Origin of the sequence: Roseateles sp. UC29_93 (assembly GCF_042695725.1) — a bacterium.
GTDB classification, from domain to species: domain Bacteria; phylum Pseudomonadota; class Gammaproteobacteria; order Burkholderiales; family Burkholderiaceae_C; genus Roseateles; species Roseateles noduli_A.
Genome location: NZ_CP170545.1, coordinates 1,739,712 through 1,758,515, shown reverse-complemented (window position 1 = coordinate 1,758,515; position 18,804 = coordinate 1,739,712). Strand labels below are relative to the sequence as shown.

The window sequence follows — 18,804 nt, the reverse complement described above, 5'->3', positions numbered from 1 at the left end:
GCGTCAGTCCGCCCAGATGACTTTCCGGCGCTGGGCGATCCAGTTTTCCAGACGCGGACCGTAGACCTCGTCGACGCGATTGCGGCGCACCTTGAAGGTCGGGGTGATCAGGCCGTTGTCGACGGTCCACGGCGTCGCCGTGACGATCAGGCAGTCGAGCTGCTCATGCGGATCGAGGCGCGCGTTGACCTTCTCCAGATGCGCGGTCAATTCCTGCTCCAGCCCGGCGCGATCGCGCGCGGCGGCCTCCGGCGACAGCATCGCGATGCCCACCGGCTGCGCGAAGTTCGCGCCGGTGACCGCGCAGGCCTCGATGGCGGGGTTCGTCGACAGACGGTCCTCGATCGGCGCCGGCGACACGTACTTGCCCTTGCTCGTCTTGAACAGGTCCTTCACCCGTCCAGTGATGCGCACGCAGCCGGCGAGCGCGCCCTTGTCGGAAATCTCCGCCTTGTCGCCGGTGTGCAGCCAGCCGTCGGCGGTGAGCGTCTCGGCGGTCAGCTCGGGCTGCTTGTAGTAGCCCAGCATCAGCGCCTGGCTCTTCATCTGCAGCTCGCCGGTGATCGGATCCAGCCGCGTCTGCACGCCGTCATAGGCGGGGCCCACGCTGCCGATCTGGTCCCGCCCCGGCACGGTGATGTGCGACAGCGCCAGGTTCTCGGTCATGCCGTAGCCCTCGTTGATCGGCAGGCCCAGCGCGCGGTACCACTTCAGCAGCGCGACCGGCATCGGCGCGGCGCCGCCGGCGGCGAAGGTGCACTCGTTCAGGCCCAGCGCCTTCAGGATCTTCTTGCGCACGAGGTTGCCGATGAAGGGCAGCTTCAACAGGCGCTCGAGCTTGGGCTGCGGCACCTTGGCCTGCACGCCCTGCTGGAATTTGGTCCACAGCCGCGGCACGGAGAAGAACACCGTCGGCCGGGCGCGCTGCAGGTCGGCGGCGAAGGTGTCCAGGCTCTCTGCGAAGTAGATCGTCATGCCGGTGTGGAGCCAGCCGTGCTCGACCAGCGCGCGTTCCACGACGTGCGCCAGCGGCAGGTAGGACAACATGCGATCGCGTTCGCTCAGCGGGATGCGCTTGAGCCCCGTGGCGATGGCCCACGCGAAGTTGCCGAACGAATGCATCACCCCCTTGGGCGTGCCTGTCGTGCCGGACGTGTAGATGATGGTCGCCAGGTCGTCGGCGGCGCGGATGGGCTTGCCCTTGAGCGGCTGCGTCTCGGCGCAGATCGCGTCCCAGTGGTCGTAGGTGTCCTGGGCGTCGTCGGGGGAGACCGGATAGGAGATGCAGGTCAGGCCCAGCGGCACGCCGGGGCGCATCCCTTCCCAGCCGTCGAGCTTGCCGACGAACAGCAGCTTGGCCTCGCTGTGGCTGAGGATCTGGTGGATGGTGTCGGGAGCGAGCGTGGGATACAGCGGCACGCTGACGTAGCCGGCCATCCAGATCGCGAGGTCGCTCATCAGCCACCACGCGCAGTTCTTGGACAGGATGGCGACGCGGGCGCCGGGTTCCCAGCCCTGTTCGAGGCCCAGCGTCTTCAGGTGCGCGGCCATGCGGCGCGCCTGATCGGCGACCTCTTTCCAGGTGAAGTCCTTGACGACGCCCCCGCCCATCGGCTGGCGCAACGTGACCCGGTCCGGCGTGTCCAGCTCCCAGGCATAGAGGCGTTGCAGCGCCAGGGAGTCGGCAGGCAGGCGGGTCGTCGTGGACATCGGTGGTCTCCTTGTTGTGGTGTTGAATCGTGACGGAATCAACGTTGGAGACTACGACGCCTCGCGTCGAGGAACGAGCGGGTTTCTTCGATGAACGTGATCGACTTGGCACCCTAAACCAGGGTTTCCTTTCGAAACGCCAGGAGGCTCAGCCCTTCGCCGCGGCGGCCTCCAGCTCGGCGGCCACGAGCGCCTCGAGCGCCGGCAGCAGCACGTCGTCGCCGGTCTCCTTGGCCACCGGCGCGTCGCCCAACGCCGCCGCGCCTTCGCGCTTGATTCTGGCGACCCACTGCCCGGCTTCCTTGCCCTGCGGCAGGCCGGTGCTCTGCAGCAGCAGAGTGCCGTCGGCCGCGAGCAGCTTGAAGTAGAAGAGCCCGTCGGCTTCGCGGTACTGCTTGAACGCCGGCACCGTCGACTTCGCCTTGGTCGCCTGAGCGACCGGCGTGGCCAACGGCTGGAAGCGTCGCAGGCCGACGGCCTCGCGCGCCTGCGCCAGCAGCGGACCCGCGATGGCGCGGGCCTTCGCGGCGCCTTCCATCAGGATCTCCTCGATCTTCTCGGGATTGGCCATCAGCGCGTCATAGCGCGCGCGCATCGGGCCGATCTCCGCATCGATCAGCGCGAACAGCTGGTCCTTGGCCTCGCCCCACGACAGGCCACCCTGCAGCGCCGCGCGGAACGCCTGGCGTTGCGCGGGTGAGGCGAACGCGTCGTAGATCTGGACCAGGTGCGAGCCCTCGGTCTCCTTGGGCTCGCCGGGCAGGCGCGAGTCGGTGACGATCTTCGAGATCGCTTCGCGCAACGCCTTCGCGCCGCCTTCGAACAGCGGGATCACGTTGTCGTAGCTCTTCGACATCTTGCGGCCGTCCAGGCCTGGCAGCAGCTCCATCTCCTCGTCGATGCTCGCCTCGGGCAGCACGAAGAGTTCCGTCTTGAAGGTGTGGTTGAAGCGCTGCGCGACATCGCGCGCCATCTCGATGTGCTGCGCCTGGTCCTTGCCCACCGGCACGCGATGCGCGTTGAACATCAGGATGTCCGCGGCCATCAGGATCGGATAGCTGTACAGGCCCATCGTGATGCCGGCGTCCGGGTCCTCGCCCGCGGCCACGTTGGCGTCGACCGACGCCTTGTAGGCATGCGCGCGGTTCATCTGGCCCTTGGACGTGACGCAGGTCAGCAGCCAGGTCAGCTCGGGGATCTCGGGGATGTCGCTCTGGCGGTAGAAGACGACCCGGCTCGTGTCCAGGCCGGCGGCCAGCCAGGTCGCGGCGATCTGCAGGCGCGAGGCCCTCGATGCGGGCCGGCTCGTCGCACTTGATCAGCGCGTGGTAGTCGGCCATGAAGAAGAAACTCTCGGCGCCGGGCTCGCGGCTGGCCGCGATGGCGCGGCGCACCGCGCCGACATAGTTGCCGAGGTGCAGGGTGCCGGTGGTCGTGATGCCGGTCAGGACACGCAGGGTCATGGGAACTCGTCGCCGTCGTTTCGCAAAACGGCGATTGTCCCGCAAAGGCGGCCCCCCGTCGGAGGGACAGGGGTTGCCAGCGCGCGGCGATCAGCCCAGCGTGGCCATCGACTCGCCGAGGCGCACCGCACCACCGGGCTGCCACTGCGCGTTGAACTGCATCGGCAGGTCCTTCGGGAACAGCAGCACGACGGTGGAACCGAGCAGGAAGCGGCCCATCTCCGCGCCCTGCGCGTAGCTGAAGTGCTCGTTCTCGTAGTGCCAGGTGCGCAGGCGGCCCGGCCGCGGCGGATTGACCACGCCGTGCCAGACGGTGGCCATCGATCCGACGATGGTCGCGCCCACCAGCACCAGGACCCACGGGCCATGCTCGCCTTCGAAGAGGCAGACCACGCGCTCGTTGCGGGCGAACAGGCCCGGCACGCCGCGGGCGGTCGTCGGGTTCACCGAGAACAGGTCGCCCGGCACATGCACCATGCGCACCAGGCGCCCGGCGCAGGGCATGTGGATGCGGTGGTAGTCGCGCGGGCTCAGGTAGATCGTCGCGAAGTGGCCGTCGCGGAACTGCGCGCCCAGCTGCTGGTCGCCGCCGACCAGCGCGGTGGTCGAGTACTGGTGGCCCTTGGCCTGGAAGATCTGGTCCGCGCGGATCGCACCGAACTGGCTGATGGCCCCATCGACCGGGCAGATCAGCGGCGCGTCGGCCAGCGGGCGCACGCCCGGCTTCAGCGCGCGCGTGAAGAAGTCGTTGAAGGTCGAATAGGCGGTCGGATCGGACTCGACCGCCTCGGCCATGTTCACGCCGTACTTGGCGATGAAGCGCTTGATCGTCCAGGTCGTGAAGCCACCCAGTTCCGCGCTCGCCAGCCGACCGGCCAGCCGCGTCATGGCGCCCTTGGGCATCAGGTATTGAGGCAGGACGGCAAGGCGATCGGACACGGCATCGGGCCCCCGAAGGGGCGAAAAATGGGTGGCGGATTCTAGGCGGGCAAGTACGGGTCCCACACCCGGGTTGCTCCTGGGCGGGCTTCGCGCCCTCCCACGGGCCTGCGCGGAAGGTCGGTACCATGACGCCCTGCCCGCCTTCCTGCCTGCCTGCCTGCCTTACGGCGTCCGTCTTCAGTGGTCCCTCCGATGTCTTCCCCGCGCAGCAGCACGAACACGCGCACGAGCATGCGCATGAGCACAGCTCGTTCTACAAGTTCGTCCGGCTGGACGAGACGGGGGCGCTCGCGCAGCGGCTGCGCGACGTCAACGACTCCCTGGGACGCGCCATCGGCGGCAACCTGCTGCTCGCCCCCGAAGGCATCACCGGCGCCATCGGCGGGCTGCCGCAGGCGCTCGATGCCTACGAAGCCGCGCTGCGTGCCGAGCCACCGTTCGCCGACCTGCACTTCAAGCGCAGCTTCTGCGCGACGCGCCCGTTCACGCTGCTGAAGGTGCATGAGAAGCCGGAGCTCGTCGCCTTCGGGCTGGATGGCGTCACGGGACTGGCCGATACGCGCGACACGCATGTCTCGCCGCGCGAATGGCGCGAGCTGATCCGGCGCGACGACGTCGTCCTCCTGGACAACCGCAACCACTTTGAATTCGAACTCGGCCATTTCGAGGGCGCGATCGATCCCGGCGTGCGGCACTTCCGCGACTTTCCCGCCTACATCGACGCCCACGCCGACGTCTGGCAGCGCGAAGGCAAGACCGTCGCGATGTATTGCACCGGCGGCATCCGCTGCGAGAAGCTGTCCGGCTGGATGACCGCGCGCGGACTGACCGTGCGGCAACTGGACGGCGGCATCCTCAACTACTTCGAGCAGATGCCCGATGCCGACGCGGACTGGCGCGGCGAGTGCTTCGTCTTCGACAAGCGCATCGCGATCGACACGCATCGACGCGAGACCGCGACGACGGCGGAAGAGGTCTATGGCGACGATCCCGCTGAGGCCTGGCGGCTCGCGCGGGCGAAGCGGCTCGATCCGAAGGGCTGAGTTCAGCCCGTCAGGTCTTCGGTCAGGCGCAGGCGACGCGGGTTGCGCGTGTCGATGACGGCGGTGTGCGCGGCCTTGTCGTGCAAGCCCTGACGGTTGGCGTCCCACAGGATCTGCAGGAAGCCCATGCCGCCGGTCGTCGCGCCGGCCGCGTAACCGCCGTAGCGGCGCACGCACAACATCGGCTTGAGCGGCTTGCCGGTCAGCTCGACGATGCGCAGGCCCATCAGCTTCTTGCCCGGCGTCTGGCCCGGCCAGATCAGTGGGAAGGCCACGAAGTACACGAAGGCCCAGACCAGGTTCAGGCCCACCACCTCCCACCAATGGCGGAGTTTCTCGAGCGGCGAGCGCTTGGCCTCGTCCTTGAGCGAGCGGACCTCTTCCTGCAGCGCCTTGATGCGCAGGCGGTCGGCCTTGCGCTGCAGCTCGCCGTCCTTCTCGACCTGCCGGATCACCTCCTGCTCCAGCCCGCCGGAGGCCGATGCGGAGGCGGCCGACGCCGCGGTCGCGGCCGTCGCGATCGCGTGCTTCACGAGGTCCTTGACGTCCTCGTGGACCTCGGACGTGTCGTTGTCCTCGTCGTGGCGGTCGGCCTTCTCGGTCGAGGCGGCCTTGTCAGTCGATGCGGCCGCGGCGGCCTCGCGGCGGGCCTGCTTCGTCGGCTCGTCGATGTGCTCCATGGTGCTCGAGTAGAGCCCGAACGCGACCAGGCACAGCGCCGGCGCCCAACCGAGCCAGCCGGATTCCTTGCGGACTTCCCCGCGCGACGCGCGCTGCAGCTTGTACCAGCGCCACGCGACCCAGCAGCAGCCGGCCAGCAGCGGCGTGTTGCCGAAGTTAGAGAGCAGCGTCACCAGCGCCACGTCGACGGCCATCGCCTTGGCGCGCTGCCAGGGAGAGGCCAGCGGCAGACCGAGCAGGGCCGGCGCGACGTTGAGGTCTTCGGGCGTGATCCAGTCGCGCGGGTCCTCGGGCGCCTCGGCCGCGGCGCGCCGCTTCGCGAGCAGCCGGCGGACAGGGGATGTCGCTGGCGAAGGCGAAGGCACGGGCGCTTCCGGCACCGGGGGAACGGTCTCGGAAGTGGGCGGTTCAACGGGCGGGATCATGGGGCAGGATTGTCGCGAGGGCGTTCCCTCTCCGAGGCCCATGACTTCCCTAGCTCTCGCCACGCTCTTGCTCCTCGCGGTACCAGAGGGGGATGTCCCGGTAGATGCGATCATCAATGAGATAGACCGTGCTGGGTACGCCGGGAGCCCAGATCCTCATGCGCACAGAGCGCTGCTTCCATTCCGGCCAGCTGTCGACCTCTCGTTTGGCCTCTTGGATCGCTCGGAGGAATGGGTAATCGTTGCTGTTGAATGTCATGGTCAGGCCGCCTTCGTGGTGTGCAGGGGTGCTCCGGGCCCACTGTCAGGCCCGGCATCGGGAAGCTCGCGGATGAGGCGCTGCTCCTCGGTGACGTAGTCCATGGATGTCGCCCGGAATCGCGGGCCCCAGCCTCGGATAGCGCGTTGCGTGACTTGCCCATCGTCGGTCTTGCGGGGCGCTGTGCCTACGGAGAAGAACTCCATGTAGCGCCGAGGCGCAACGCCTACAAAGGCCCGGAAGTTGGTGCGAATCCGAGACGGCTCCTCGGGCTCCACGCTGATGGCGTCCGCGTGGAGCTGATCCGTGCGGCTCTTTTCGTAAGGCTCGATGAAGAGCACGTCCGCAATGCCGCTTGCAAGGATGTGCCGGGCGCAGAGGTGGCAGGGAAAGGTCGTGCAGTACAGGCGCGTCCCTTTCAGAGAACGGCCATCCTTGGCTGCCTGCGTGATGGCCGCCATTTCCGCGTGTACGGCGCGTCCATACTCGATGACGTCGAACACGCGAGATCGACGCAGGAAGGGATCTCGCCCAAGGAGCGCGGCCCGCGCCAATGCCTGCGGCGTCTGGTCCGCCAGATGCGGCGCCAACCAACCACGATCCTTCATCCGGGAGAGTGTGTCGGTCACCAACTCAGTCTTTGCACCGACGTTCGCGTCATGCCCAAGCTCCGCATCCCGGACCACGATGTCATCCTCCGCCCAGTACAGGCCGCCACCCGACTTCGGTACCTCGTTGCATCCTGTCGCGACGATGTCTCCTTCTGCGGAGGTAATGGCGGCGCCGACTTGTCGGGACAGGTCCTGCGAGCGGAGCGCGGCCGGATGCGCGAAGAACATGCCCTGCTCGTCGCGCGTGGGCGAGACAAAGGGCTCGGCAAAGACCAACTGGACCCGTCGCTTCAGGTTTGCCCTCAGCGCCGCAAGGCGGCCCGCCAACACAAAGTAGTCCGCCAGCGGAAACACGTCGCCCACCTTCTGTCCCAACGGGGTGTCTTCAGCATGGTCGCGGGCAATGAGGCGGATCGCGAGTTCCTCTGGTCCCGCGTTCCCGTGCTGAAGACCAGCAAACCTCAGGGCGAGATTGCGACGTCGACTTTCCCTGGGCGCATAGGCGGAAAGGAGCAGGAAGGCCTGACCGTAGACTTCTCGGAAGAGCGCGATTTCCTCGGGGCGACAGAACGACTTCACGAGATAGGCAAGGCCATGAGTCGCGCGGACATCCATGCTTCCCGTGATCTGCTCGCGAAGAACTCGAATGTGCGCCAGACCCAGCCGTGCCACGATGTCCGCATTGCCTGTCGCGCGCCGCAACTTCGTGCCCTTGCTAATGAGCGCATCCATGCGCTCGAACTCATTGCCAGGGCGATGGACCAAGCCCATGAAGGGGTCAATCAGATCGCCTAACGATACGACCCCCGTCTCATAGCCCGCCAAGTTCAGCTGGCTCGCCAAGGTCTCGCAGACGAGGCTCAGGTCGACCCCTGTCGGCCCTACAAATCCGAAGAACAGCTCCGGCAGGCCCTCTGGCAAGTCTTTTGGGGTCGACCGATCCGCGATCCGAGAATCATCATTCGCTGCTTCCGTCCCGTGCTGCATGTGCACCTCCAAAAGCATCGACTCTAGGCATCAGTTCCTCTTCCAACACCTGCCCAGGATAGGAGTCATTCGAGCGAATCCTCCCTGGATTCGTAGGCCAACCGACTCATGCAAGTCAGCCGCCCTCGAACCGCTCGCCCCGGAGGATTTCCTCCGTCGCCGGAACACAAGCTCGCTGGCATCCGCGAGGCCCAGGTTGCAAGATGCAAATCGATGTCCCGTTCGAGCGCCGGGCCATCCCGCGACCCCCGATAATTCGCGCTCGTCCACCGAATTCCATCCGCGCGCCCGCGCCAGGCCATGTCCAACCTCATCGTCCACGGCGGCTCGCCCCTGAAGGGCCGCATCGTTCCCTCGGCCAACAAGAACGCCGTCCTGCCCATCCTCTGCGCCACCCTGCTCACGCGTGAGCCGGTCCGGCTGCACGGCGTGCCCGAGATCACCGATGTCAAGAAGATCCTCGAGGTCTTCCGCAAGCTCGGCAGCAGCGTGTCCGTGGACTTCAAGAGCGGCGTGCTGGACCTGCACCACCTCGACACCCATTTCGATCCGGCCAAGGACCACCTGCCGGAGGAGATGCGCTCCTCGATCATGCTGGTCCCCGGCCTGATGGCGCGCTTCGGCGCCGCCCGCATCGAGGACGACGTCAAGGGCTGCACGCTGGGCGCGCGCGAGATCGATCCGCACGTCGAGGTCTTCCAGCGCTTCGGCGCGAACGTCGACCGCGCCTCCGACGGCCTGGTCGTGAAGGTCGAAGGCCAGCTCCGCGCCAACGACCACTGGACCGACTACGCCTCCGTCACCACGACCGAGAACTTCGTCCTCTGCGCCGCGCTGGCCCACGGCACGTCGACGCTGATGAACGCCGCCAGCGAGCCGCACGTGCAGGAGTTCTGCCAGTTCATGCAGATGCTCGGCGCGAAGCTCGAAGGCCTGGGCACCTCGCGGCTGACCATCCACGGCGTCGCGGCCCTGGGCGGCGGCGAATTCACCTTCGCCGAGGACTTCCACGAGATCGTCACCTTCCTGGCGCTGGGCGCGATCACCGGCGGCGACGTCCGGGTCAAGAACTCGCAGCCCGAGCAGTTCCCGCTGATCGACCGCACCTTCGCCAAGTTCGGCGTCCAGATCATCCATGAGGACGGCTGGTCGCGCTCCGTCGTCGACGGCAAGCTCAAGGTCAAGGAGCCCTTCACCCGCAACATCCTGCAGAAGGTCGAAGCGGCGCCGTGGCCCTACCTGCCGGTCGACCTGCTGCCGATCTTCGTCGCGCTCGGCGTGAAGGCCGAGGGCAGCGTGATGTTCTGGAACAAGGTCTACGACGGCGCGATGGGCTGGACCACCGAGCTGTCCAAGTTCGGCGCCCACGCCTTCCTGTCCGATCCGCACCGCATGGTGACCTTCGGCGGCAAGACGCTGAGCCCCGCCGAGGTCGAGAGCCCCTACATCATCCGCGTCGCCATCGCGCTGCTGATGGTCGCGGCCAGCATCCCCGGCAAGTCCGTGATCCGCAACGCGACGCCGGTCCGCCGCGCCCATCCGCAGTTCGCCGAGAACATCACCCGCCTCGGCGCCAAGGTGGAATGGGTCGAGGGCGACTGATCGTCGCGGTGCTCGCCGCACTCGTGACCACCGCGCCCGCGGTGGCGCAGCCATCGCCGCCGCCGGCCCCGCCCGTGCTGCGCTGGCTCGTGCAGGACATGCCGCCGCATTTCGTCTATCGCGACGGCAAGCCGCCGCAGCGCGCCGAGGACCTCGGCCAGGGCGAGGTCGACGGCTTCCTGCGTCTGCTCATCGAGCGCATGCCGCAATACCGGCACGAGTTCATCGAGCTCAGCCTGCCCCGCTTCGAGGCCCAGGTGCGCCAGGGCGAGACGCTGTGCTCCGTGCTGCACGTGCGCACGCCCGAGCGACTGCAGTGGCTGTACTTCACCACCTTGTTCCCGCCGATGATGTCGCGCCAGATCCATGTGATCGTCCGACGCGAGGACCTCGCCCGCTTCGAATCCAACGGCCAGCCGCTGCAGCTCGCGGAGCTGCTGCGTCGCACCGATCTCACCGGTCTGCTGACGCGCGACCGCAGCTACGGGCCGCGCATCGACAAGCTCCTCGCCGCGAGTCCGGAACGCGCGCCGCGCTCGATCGTCGCGGGCCGCGGTGCCCACCTGCTGCCGATGCTGCGGGCCAGGCGGATGGACTACACGCTCGAGTATCCGATCATGGTGGACGAGTACAACGCGACGCATCCCGGCCCGCCCGAACTCGCCAAGCTGCCGCTGGCCGAGGGTCGCAGCACATCGGTGGCCACCGCGGGCTGCAGTCGCACGCCGGAGGGTCGCCGCGCGATCGAGGCGATGGACCAGGCGGCACGGCAGTTGGCCGCCGAATCGCAGCGCGATGCGTGGATCAAGGCCTGGCGCAACGGTGCGCCGATCGATACCGACGATCTGCAGCGCCTGAACCGTTTCCTCGACGAGCGCGCCCGCGGTCCGGCGCAGATCGAGTGAACACCGCCGCCGGTTGAAGGTTCAGTTCCCATGGCCCGTCCGCCGAAGCTCGCCTTGCCGCTGCGCGACGGCGTCGCCGCGAGTGCACTCGCCTGCCCGCCGGGCCCGTGGACACGGGTGCTGGACTTCCTGGCCGAGCGTCTGCCGCTGGTCGCGCGCGACGACTGGACCGCGCGGATGGCACGCGGCGACGTGCTCGACGACACGGGCACGCCGCTGCCGCCCGATGCGCCTTATCGCGCGCAACGCCGCCTCTACTACTGGCGCTGGCTGGACGACGAGCCGCCAGTCCCTTTCGAGGCACGCATCCTGCACGTCGACGAGCATCTGCTTGTCGCCGACAAGCCGCACTTCCTGCCGGTCACGCCGAAGGGTCGCTATGTCCAGCAGACGCTGCTGACGCGCCTGCGTCGCGAGACCGGCCTGGCGGACCTGAGCCCCGTGCACCGGCTCGATCGCGAGACGGCGGGGCTGACCTTGTTCTCCGTGCAGCCGGCCACGCGCGACGCGTACCAACGGCTGTTCCGCGATCGCGACGTCGAGAAGGTCTACGAGGCCATTGCGCCGTGGCGCGACGACATCGGCGCACGACTCCCATTCGAGTACGAAAGCCGACTGGAGGAGCATCCCGTCGACTTCATGCAGATGCGCACCGTGGACGACGCGGAATCCACGCCGAATGCGCGCACGCGTATCGCGCTGATCGAGCGTCTCGGCGCCGATCTCGCCCGCTACGAGCTGCGCCCGCACAGCGGCGTGAAGCATCAGCTGCGCGCGCAGCTGTGTGCGCTGGGGCTGCCCATCGAGGGCGATCGCATCTATCCGTTGCTGCAGCCTGTCGAGGACACGGTGGACTTCACGCGTCCGCTGCAACTGCTCGCACGCGAGATCGCCTTCATTGATCCGGTGAGCGGTCAGCCGAGGAAGTTCGTGACCTCGCTCCAGCTGACCGCCGCGGCGACGCGCTCATAGCGCGCCCCACGAGTCTCACTGGGCCCCGACGCTCAAGCGCTCAACGCGTCGAGCTTGCGCAACGCCTCCAGCGTCGCCCGGCAGGCGCCGGCGAGCTCGGTGCCCTTGATCACGAGGTGCTCATGGAAGAACCGGTGATGCGTGGCGTGCTCATGGAATGCCAGCGGCGTGAGCACCGCCGAGAACACCGGCACGCCGGTATCGAGCTGCACCCGCATGAGTCCGTCGATGACGGCCTGCGCGACGAAGTCGTGCCGGTAGATGCCGCCGTCGACGACGAGCGCGCAGGCGAGCACCGCGTCGAACTGCCCGCTGCGCGCGAGCTTCATCGCATGGAGCGGGATCTCGAAGGCGCCAGGGACCTCGAAGGTCTCGACGCGGACGGGCTCGCCGGCTTCGAGTCCGCGGATGGCGGCCTCGCGACATCGACCGACCAGGTCGGCATGCCAGCTCGCGGACACGATGGCCACGCGCGGAACGGCGGAGGAGGGAGAGTGGAGGTGGTTGGTCTGATTCATGTGAACCCTTCGGTTGGAACGATGAATCAGGGCGCGCACGCACAACGCGGCCGCCCGGCGGCGCAGGCGCGAACGCTTGCGCCGGCCCGCGAGGCCGACGATGGACGCGATCTCTTTCATCCGGACTGTGACCGTCGGCCCTGGTTTCTCACCAGGTCTGCTGACCCCGGCACCACAAGGGCGGTGCCGGGCGCTCGCGGGCTCCCGGGGTCGTCGGTCTGTCGACCGCGCCCCGGATACCGCCGGTGGGGACTTCCACCCCGCCCTGAGAACGCTGCCCTGCACGCCTTCGGAAGGAGGGTGTGCGGGGCGGGGCGGATTCTAGGTTTCCGAACGCGGATCCGAGCGACGCGGTCCGCATGTCCCCACGGCTGCGACAGGTGTTCCCCCAGAGGTGGGCCGCCGCGAGTGCGACGAGTCCGCCGAGGTCGATCCAGGCGACCGTTCCGGCCCGTCAGGACCATTCGGGGACCCGTCACGGCTCGGAGTTTCCCCGGGGAAACCAGCGAACACGGCTCGGCACAATGGCCCGACGATGACTTGACGATGTATGGCGGAACTTCCGTCGCAAGCTCGGCATCCACGCATGACCCACAAGGCCATCCGCATCTCGGTGGGCGCCCGCCCACTGCTGGCGCTGTTCGTGTTCGGACTGCTGCTCGTCGCGTTGTCCAGCGGCTGGCAGTTGCGCGAAACGACGCAGCGCCGCGCCGTGGAGGCCGACGCGGAACTGAGTGCCATCCCGCTGCTGTATGCCGGGCCGCTGGCCTACAGCCTCCAGCAGCGGCTGGAGCGGCCCGAAGCGCTGCACGGCCTGCTCCATCACATCCTCACCCGCCACAACCTGCGCCGCGTCGAGCTGCGCACGCGCGATGGCCAGCAGTTCCGTGCCCTGTCCGATGACGACGGTGAACCGGGCCAGAGCGCCGAGTTCTCGCTCGCCGGCAGCGGCGAGCTGCGACTGCAGGCGTCGGCCTCGACGATCGGCGACACGCTGCGCCGCGATCCGCTGCTGCGCTCCGCGCTGATCCACCTGACCCTGGCGACCGTGCTGGGCCTGGTCGCCGCGCTCTTGCTGGACCGCTGGCTGCTGCGGCAGTTGAACCACCTGTCCGCGCAGGCCCGCCGCTTCGATCCGACGCTGCCGCCGCAGACCCTGACCTGGCTCGAGCCCGGCGAACCGCGGCCCCGCGAGCTGCTGCAACTGGAGCAGGCGCTCGACCATGTCCGGACCTCGCTGGGTGACGAGCTGCACCGCGAGCAGTCCCGCGGGCGCGAACTGCGGGAGGAGATCGCCCGCCAGCACCGCGCGCTGCAGCAGGCGGAGCGATCCCTGGAAGCGAAGCGGCGCGAACTGGCGTCCATGGAACGCCACGACGCGTTGACGGGCATCGCCAACCGGAGGGAATTCGATGCCGCGCTGCGGCGTGAGTTCAAGCGCGCGCAGCGCGACCAGGGGCGACTGGCGCTGGCGATCCTCGACGTGGACCACCTCAAGCCGTTCAACGAGCGCCACGGACGCAGCGCCGGCGACGAGGTGCTGCGCCGGCTCGCGCGGCTGCTCGCCGAGCACTTCCAGCGCGACACCGACCTGGTCGCCCGCCTGGGCGGCGAAGAATTCGCGGTGCTGCTGCCCGGCTTCGACATCGAGTCCGCGCAGGGGCTGATGGAAGCGCTGCGCGAGGGTTGGCGGGCCTTGGCCGTGCCGCATGGGGCGCTGCCGGAGGGGACGCCCGAGGGGAAGACGGACGACGGGATCGTGACGATCAGCGCCGGCCTCGCGGCCTCCCAGCCGGGGCATCCCTACCTCAGCCCGCAGGCGCTGCTGCAGGCGGCGGACGAAGCGCTCTACCTTGCCAAGCACATGGGACGCGACCGGCTCTGCCTCGCGTCGTGAGCGCGGCGGCCTCGCCGCGGGAGGCGAGAGCAGCGCGAGCCGCTGTCAGCGACCGCGGGACTCGGCCTGCTGCAGCTGCTCCTCGACACGGCGCGCAGCGCGCAGCATGAGCGTCTCGTCGAGCTGCGCCTGCGGGGCGATCTCCATCACCGTCTCGTCCAGCGCTTCCGGCTTGTTCATCAGCGTCCATGCCACCAGCGAGATCGCGCCGACGCCGCGGCGCTGCATCGCCTCCGGCATCAGCAGTTCATGCTGCAGCTGCACGTGGTACCGCACGCTGGCGACGGCGGCGGGCGCCAGGCCCCAGCTCTCGCAGAGGGCCGCGCCCAGCGCGTCGTGGCTGACACCGAACGCGGTGTGCTCCAGTTGGACCAGCTCCTTGTCGCTGGCGGTGGCGCGCAGCATCGCCGGATAGTGTCCCGGTGCATGGCGGTAGAGCACCGCCTTGCCGCATTCCTCAAACAGGCCCGCCGAGTGCGCCGCCCACGGATCGACACCCAGCATCTGACCCATGCGGCCCATCAGCAGGCCGCGCTTGGCCGCGCGGGTCCAGACGGGTTCCAGTTCGACGGCCGGCGGGAAGGCCGCACGCAGGCCCATCTCGAAGGTGATCGCAGCGACCTCGCGCATGCCGAGGTAGGTCAGCGCCTGGTGCACCGTCTGCACGCGGCCGCGCAGGCCGTACAGCGACGAGTTCACCGCCTTCAGCACGGCGGCGGCCAGGGCCATGTCGGTCTCCACCAGGCCAGAGACGGCTTGCAGGTCGATGTCCTCGTCCGCCATCAGCAGGGAGAGCTTGACCAGCACGTCCGGCTGGGTGGGGATCTCGATATCCAGCGCGCGGAGTTGAGGATCGACAGGCATGGTGGTCAGCGGTTGTTTGGACGGATGGTAGCCCGGGCGATGGGCTGCCGGGCATCCCGCCTTTGGCGGACACCCGGTGCATGTTGTTCGGATAGCGTCTCGCGCGCCCGGAGGGCGGCGCGCCGCCTCAGCGCAGGAAGGCGTCGTAGCCGGTCTTGAGGATGAGCAGCGACACGACGACGACGAACATGCCGCGCACGAAGCCCGCACCCTTGGCCAGGGCCAGGCGCGTTCCCACCAGACTGCCGGCGACGTTGGCCACCGCCATCACCGCCGCCACGTGCCACCAGACGTGGCCCTTGGAGGCGAACAGCACCAGCGCGGCGAAATTGGTCGCCGTGTTCATCAGCTTGGCGGTCGCGGATGCGTGCAGGAAGTCGAAGCCCAGCAGCCGCACGAACAGAAAGACGAAGAAGCTGCCCGTGCCCGGTCCGAAGAAGCCGTCGTAGAAGCCGATCGTCAGCCCGATGACGCTGGCGATCAGCGTCTGCGCCGTGGCCTCGTGGCGCGGCGCGTGGTGCCGGCCGAGGTCCTTCTTCGCCAGCGTGTACAGCAGCACGCCCAACAGGATCACCGGCAGGGCCTTGCGCAGGCCGCTGGGGTCCACCTGCGTGACGGCCCAGGCGCCGGCGAAGCTGCCGGCCAGCGCGGCGGCCGCCGCCGGCATCAAGGCCAGCCAGGGCAGCGAGACACGCTTGGAAAATTGATGGGTGGCCCAGGCCGTCCCCCAGATGGCGGCGCCCTTGTTGGTGCCGAAGAGGGTGGCGGGCGCGGCATTCGGATAGACGCTGAACAGCGCGGGCACCAGGATCAGCCCGCCGCCGCCCACGACGGCATCGACGAATCCGGCCAGCAGCGACGCCACGGCCGCGGTCAACAACTCGATCATCAGCAACGACTCGCAAGAGCGGCCTCGGGGCCGCGGACACGGGCCGAGAACGATCGCAGGGTGCGCGCAAAACCAGGCCACGAAAACAAAACGGGCACCTGATTCAGGTGCCCGCGAATTGTGACAGTGTCACTGCTATTCGTTGGTGTTGGTTTGATCTGTTTGTCTCCTCAGCCCCCGTAGGCAACCCCCATTTGCGCCGGCTTGTCGCCGACCCGGGACGGGTGTCGCGTCGAGTGGGGTGGATGCTAGGACCGCACCCCCATGCACGCACTTGGGGTTTTCACTCGGCGAATGCACCAAGATGGAACGGTTGGCCGGCGCTCACTTGCGTGAAATGGCCCCGACGAAAACGATTTGCGAACATCGCACGGTGCACTGTTCTCGACTTCCGGGCGATGCTCGCCCGGTGTGGCGTGGAGGTGTCATTCCCCTGAAACACGGGGGACGATCGATCTGATGTGGGGGGCCTCTCCAGGCAAGAACGCCGGGCAGTCAGATTCTTGTGTGCGAGCCGGGAACTTTCTGAACAGTTGGCGCAATACGTTCATGCTGCGAGAGAACGGTCTCGCATCCACCCCCGCAACGCACGCCCAACGCCCGATGAGCTTCTGGACCCGCCTGGCTGGCCGCGGCCGCCCCGATCCCGCCGCCGCGCCTGACGGTGGCGAGCGCCAGCCGCCGCCTTCCAACGCCGCCGTCGGCGAAGCGCTGGTGCGCCGCCTGCGCCAGGGCGACGCGAGCGCCCTGGAACCGCTGTATCGCAGTGAATCGCCCGGCGTCTACCGCTACGCGCTGGCGCTGTGCGGCCAGTCCGACTGGGCGGCGGACGCGATGCAGGAAGCCTTCGTGCAGTTTGCCGGCCGGCCCGAGGGCTGGGATTCCGGCAGAGGCCCGCTCGGCGCGTATCTCGCCGGCATGGCGCGGCATCACCTGCTGGCGCGATGGCGGGATCTGCCGGTCGCCCATGAGGAGCAGGCCGAGGAAGACCTTCACCACGACCACGCCGACGCGCCAGAGCAGCAGCTGGTCCGCGCGCAGGACCAGGCGCGTGTATGGGCCGCGTTGCACACCCTGCCGTGGACCTTCCGCGAGGCCATCGTGCTGGTCGATCTGCAGGAACGGGCCTATGCCGAGGCCGCCCGCATCGCTGGCGTCGAGCTCAACACCTTGCGTACCCGGCTCCACCGGGGCCGTGCGCGCCTGCTGGCCGCGTTGCAGGACGAGTCCCGGCCCCTGTCGTCCGCCGCGGCGGACGCGATCGAACGCTCATCGAAGTCCGCATGATGAAGACCACCGACACCTCCCCGCCCCGCACCGCGCGTCTGGCCGACTGGCTGTGGGCCGTGGCCCAGGACCTGCGCCAGCGCACGCCGCCGTTCGAGCGCGACGACGCGGTGCTCGGCGCAATGCGCCAGCAGTTCGCCGCCCGTCAGAAGGCGGGCAAGGCCGGCCGCTGGAGATGGGCGCTCGCCGGCCCGGCCTTGTGCGCCTCGGTGCTGGCCGCCTGCGTCTGGCTGCTCGGCTCCGCGCCGCCGGGCGAATCGGGCGCCACCGTCATGGGCAATCCCGGCAGCGGCTTCATCGTGCTCGTGTCCGCCGATCGCTGGGCCGCCTTCGAGAAAGCCGGCGCCGGCACCGCGTGGCTTGTCCCCGCGGAGGTCCCGCGTGAACGACTCGCCTTGCTGGGCCTGCCCTACGACCCCGCCGATGCCGCCGCGCCAGTGCGCGCCGAGTTGCTGGTGCACGCCTCCGGCGATGTGCTCGCGATGCGGGTCATGCCCTGAACGTTCCGGCATCGCCCGTCCCGCCGCAACCCTGTTCCCGCTCCCTTGAACGACGTCCCGCTCCCCTCCCTGGAGACCGCCATGAAGACTTCCCTCACCACCCTTGCCCTGGCACTCGCCGCCATCGCGGTCCAGGCCCAGCCCGCCGCGCACGCATCGCCGGATCCCAGCGCGCAGCCGGCACCACCGGCGCCGCCCGAGATGCCCGCCGTTGTCCCACCCGTTCCGCCGACACCGCCCGTGCCCGATGTGGCCGAGCTGATCGCCGAGTCCGGCGTCGCGATGCACATCCTCAGCGCGGAGCGCGTGGTCAAGGGCGCGCCCTACTGCGCCCAGGCCGTGCACGAGACCGTCCAGCCGCTGGCCGACGGCAATCGCATCGTCCATCAGCAGACCAGCCAGCTTTGCCGTGACGGCGAAGGCCGGACGCGCCAGGAGGTCGAACGCCAGGGGCGCAAGGTGGTCTATCTGCGTGACGCCGTGAGCGGCGAGAACTGGCTGCTCGATCCCGAACGCAAGACGGCGCGTTACCTCGGCGGCGGCCGCGCGGACGCTGACGCGCAGCGCGAGTACGGCGAACGCATGCGCGAGTACCAGGACAAGATGCGGGACTACAACGACAAGATGCGCGAGTACGGCAGAAAGATGCGCGACTGGGCCCGCGAGAACTTCGGCCACGGCGACGCGGCGCAGCGCGTCGAGGCGCCGAAGCCACCGGCCGCGCCTGCGGCACCGACCACGGTGCGCATCGCAACACCCGTCGTGATCGCTCCGGGAGAGGGCGGCCAGGAGGTCCGCGTCATCCGTGTCGAGACGCCGCCGACCCCGCTGGGCCCGCTGTCGCCGATGTCGCCCCTGCCACCGGCCGTGGCGATGCGGGTCGAGCCCCTGATCCTGAACGGACAGGATACGCAGCCGAACAATCTGCCGCCCAAGGAGATCGACGGCCTCAAGGTCACCGGCGGGCGCACGACGCGCACGATCCCGGCGGGCAAGATCGGCAACGAGAAGCCGATCGTCATCTCCCGCGAGGTGTGGACGTCGCCCGACCTGAAGGTCACGGTCAGCGTCCAGACCAAGGATCCGCGCAGCGGCGAGCAGAACTATCAGCTGCGCAACATCCGCCGTGCCGAACCCGAAGCCGCGCTGATGCGCGTGCCGGCGGACTTCGCAAAGACGGGTCTGCCCAAGCCGCGTCCGCCGAAGGACGGCAAGGAGCGCAAGGAGGGCTGAGCTGGCGGATCGAGCC

16 protein-coding genes, 1 pseudogene and 1 riboswitch are annotated in these 18,804 nt (G+C 68.7%); of the genes and pseudogenes, 8 read left to right on the top strand and 9 right to left on the bottom strand.

Annotation, left to right across the window (positions count from 1 at the left end):
• Positions 1-3: 3 nt before the first annotated feature.
• The 3 genes and pseudogenes from ACFJIX_RS08290 to asd all read right to left on the bottom strand — a co-directional run bounded on the left by ACFJIX_RS08290 (position 4) and on the right by asd (position 4,112).
• Entirely contained in the window at positions 4-1,710 is a 1,707-nt protein-coding gene (locus tag ACFJIX_RS08290; protein ID WP_377159097.1) for an AMP-binding protein, read from the bottom strand.
• A gap of 148 nt (positions 1,711-1,858) precedes the next feature.
• A pseudogene (locus ACFJIX_RS08285) lies at positions 1,859-3,173 on the bottom strand (tryptophan--tRNA ligase).
• A 90-nt stretch (positions 3,174-3,263) separates the two neighbouring features.
• Complete coding sequence (gene asd / locus ACFJIX_RS08280; RefSeq protein ID WP_377159096.1) at positions 3,264-4,112, bottom strand: archaetidylserine decarboxylase; 849 nt, start codon at positions 4,110-4,112, stop codon at positions 3,264-3,266.
• Between the two features lie 128 nt (positions 4,113-4,240).
• Between asd and ACFJIX_RS08275 the strand changes: the two genes are divergently transcribed.
• Positions 4,241-5,158: a rhodanese-related sulfurtransferase gene (locus ACFJIX_RS08275; RefSeq protein ID WP_377159095.1), complete on the top strand. Its 918-nt coding sequence runs from the start codon at positions 4,241-4,243 to the stop codon at positions 5,156-5,158.
• Positions 5,159-5,160: 2 nt separating this feature from the next.
• On the opposite strand, the gene ACFJIX_RS08270 is transcribed toward ACFJIX_RS08275, so the two are convergent.
• From ACFJIX_RS08270 to ACFJIX_RS08260, 3 genes are read right to left on the bottom strand one after another with little or no spacing between them, the layout of a single operon-like run.
• Positions 5,161-6,264 (bottom strand): RDD family protein, encoded by a 1,104-nt coding sequence (locus ACFJIX_RS08270; RefSeq protein WP_377159094.1) that lies wholly within the window; start codon positions 6,262-6,264, stop codon positions 5,161-5,163.
• Between the two features lie 49 nt (positions 6,265-6,313).
• On the bottom strand, positions 6,314-6,523 hold the full coding sequence (locus tag ACFJIX_RS08265; protein WP_377159093.1) for a hypothetical protein: 210 nt from the start codon (positions 6,521-6,523) through the stop codon (positions 6,314-6,316).
• A 2-nt stretch (positions 6,524-6,525) separates the two neighbouring features.
• A complete protein-coding gene (locus tag ACFJIX_RS08260; protein WP_377159092.1) occupies positions 6,526-8,121 on the bottom strand; it encodes an anti-phage dCTP deaminase in 1,596 nt (531 codons plus the stop codon).
• A 300-nt stretch (positions 8,122-8,421) separates the two neighbouring features.
• Between ACFJIX_RS08260 and ACFJIX_RS08255 the strand changes: the two genes are divergently transcribed.
• Genes ACFJIX_RS08255 through ACFJIX_RS08245 form a run of 3 tightly spaced genes read left to right on the top strand, consistent with a single transcriptional unit; the run spans position 8,422 to position 11,600 of the window.
• Complete coding sequence (locus ACFJIX_RS08255) at positions 8,422-9,723, top strand: UDP-N-acetylglucosamine 1-carboxyvinyltransferase (protein WP_377159091.1); 1,302 nt, start codon at positions 8,422-8,424, stop codon at positions 9,721-9,723.
• 8 nt (positions 9,724-9,731) lie between these two features.
• Positions 9,732-10,628: a TIGR02285 family protein gene (locus ACFJIX_RS08250; RefSeq protein ID WP_377159090.1), complete on the top strand. Its 897-nt coding sequence runs from the start codon at positions 9,732-9,734 to the stop codon at positions 10,626-10,628.
• Between the two features lie 30 nt (positions 10,629-10,658).
• On the top strand, positions 10,659-11,600 hold the full coding sequence (locus tag ACFJIX_RS08245) for a pseudouridine synthase (RefSeq protein WP_377159089.1): 942 nt from the start codon (positions 10,659-10,661) through the stop codon (positions 11,598-11,600).
• Between the two features lie 32 nt (positions 11,601-11,632).
• Here ACFJIX_RS08245 and ACFJIX_RS08240 read toward each other — a convergent pair whose 3' ends face one another.
• Positions 11,633-12,118: a 6,7-dimethyl-8-ribityllumazine synthase gene (locus tag ACFJIX_RS08240; protein WP_377159088.1), complete on the bottom strand. Its 486-nt coding sequence runs from the start codon at positions 12,116-12,118 to the stop codon at positions 11,633-11,635.
• Positions 12,119-12,222: 104 nt separating this feature from the next.
• A riboswitch (FMN riboswitch) is annotated at positions 12,223-12,395 on the bottom strand.
• 309 nt (positions 12,396-12,704) lie between these two features.
• On the opposite strand from ACFJIX_RS08240, the gene ACFJIX_RS08235 reads away from it, so the two are divergent.
• The gene (locus ACFJIX_RS08235; protein WP_377159087.1) at positions 12,705-14,015 is read left to right on the top strand and encodes a diguanylate cyclase domain-containing protein; all 1,311 of its coding nucleotides are present in this window, start codon (positions 12,705-12,707) and stop codon (positions 14,013-14,015) included.
• 45 nt (positions 14,016-14,060) lie between these two features.
• Here the strand turns inward: ACFJIX_RS08235 and ACFJIX_RS08230 are convergent, their stop codons facing one another.
• A complete protein-coding gene (locus ACFJIX_RS08230) occupies positions 14,061-14,879 on the bottom strand; it encodes an HDOD domain-containing protein (protein ID WP_331612937.1) in 819 nt (272 codons plus the stop codon).
• A 127-nt stretch (positions 14,880-15,006) separates the two neighbouring features.
• Complete coding sequence (locus ACFJIX_RS08225; protein ID WP_377159085.1) at positions 15,007-15,768, bottom strand: TSUP family transporter; 762 nt, start codon at positions 15,766-15,768, stop codon at positions 15,007-15,009.
• A 603-nt stretch (positions 15,769-16,371) separates the two neighbouring features.
• Between ACFJIX_RS08225 and ACFJIX_RS08220 the strand changes: the two genes are divergently transcribed.
• From ACFJIX_RS08220 to ACFJIX_RS08210, 3 genes are all read left to right on the top strand, one after another.
• The gene (locus tag ACFJIX_RS08220) at positions 16,372-17,055 is read left to right on the top strand and encodes an RNA polymerase sigma factor (RefSeq protein WP_377159083.1); all 684 of its coding nucleotides are present in this window, start codon (positions 16,372-16,374) and stop codon (positions 17,053-17,055) included.
• Positions 17,052-17,555 (top strand): hypothetical protein, encoded by a 504-nt coding sequence (locus ACFJIX_RS08215; RefSeq protein ID WP_377159082.1) that lies wholly within the window; start codon positions 17,052-17,054, stop codon positions 17,553-17,555. Before ACFJIX_RS08220 ends, ACFJIX_RS08215 begins: the two co-directional genes overlap by 4 nt.
• An 81-nt stretch (positions 17,556-17,636) precedes the next feature.
• On the top strand, positions 17,637-18,788 hold the full coding sequence (locus ACFJIX_RS08210) for a hypothetical protein (RefSeq protein WP_377159081.1): 1,152 nt from the start codon (positions 17,637-17,639) through the stop codon (positions 18,786-18,788).
• Positions 18,789-18,804 lie beyond the last annotated feature (16 nt).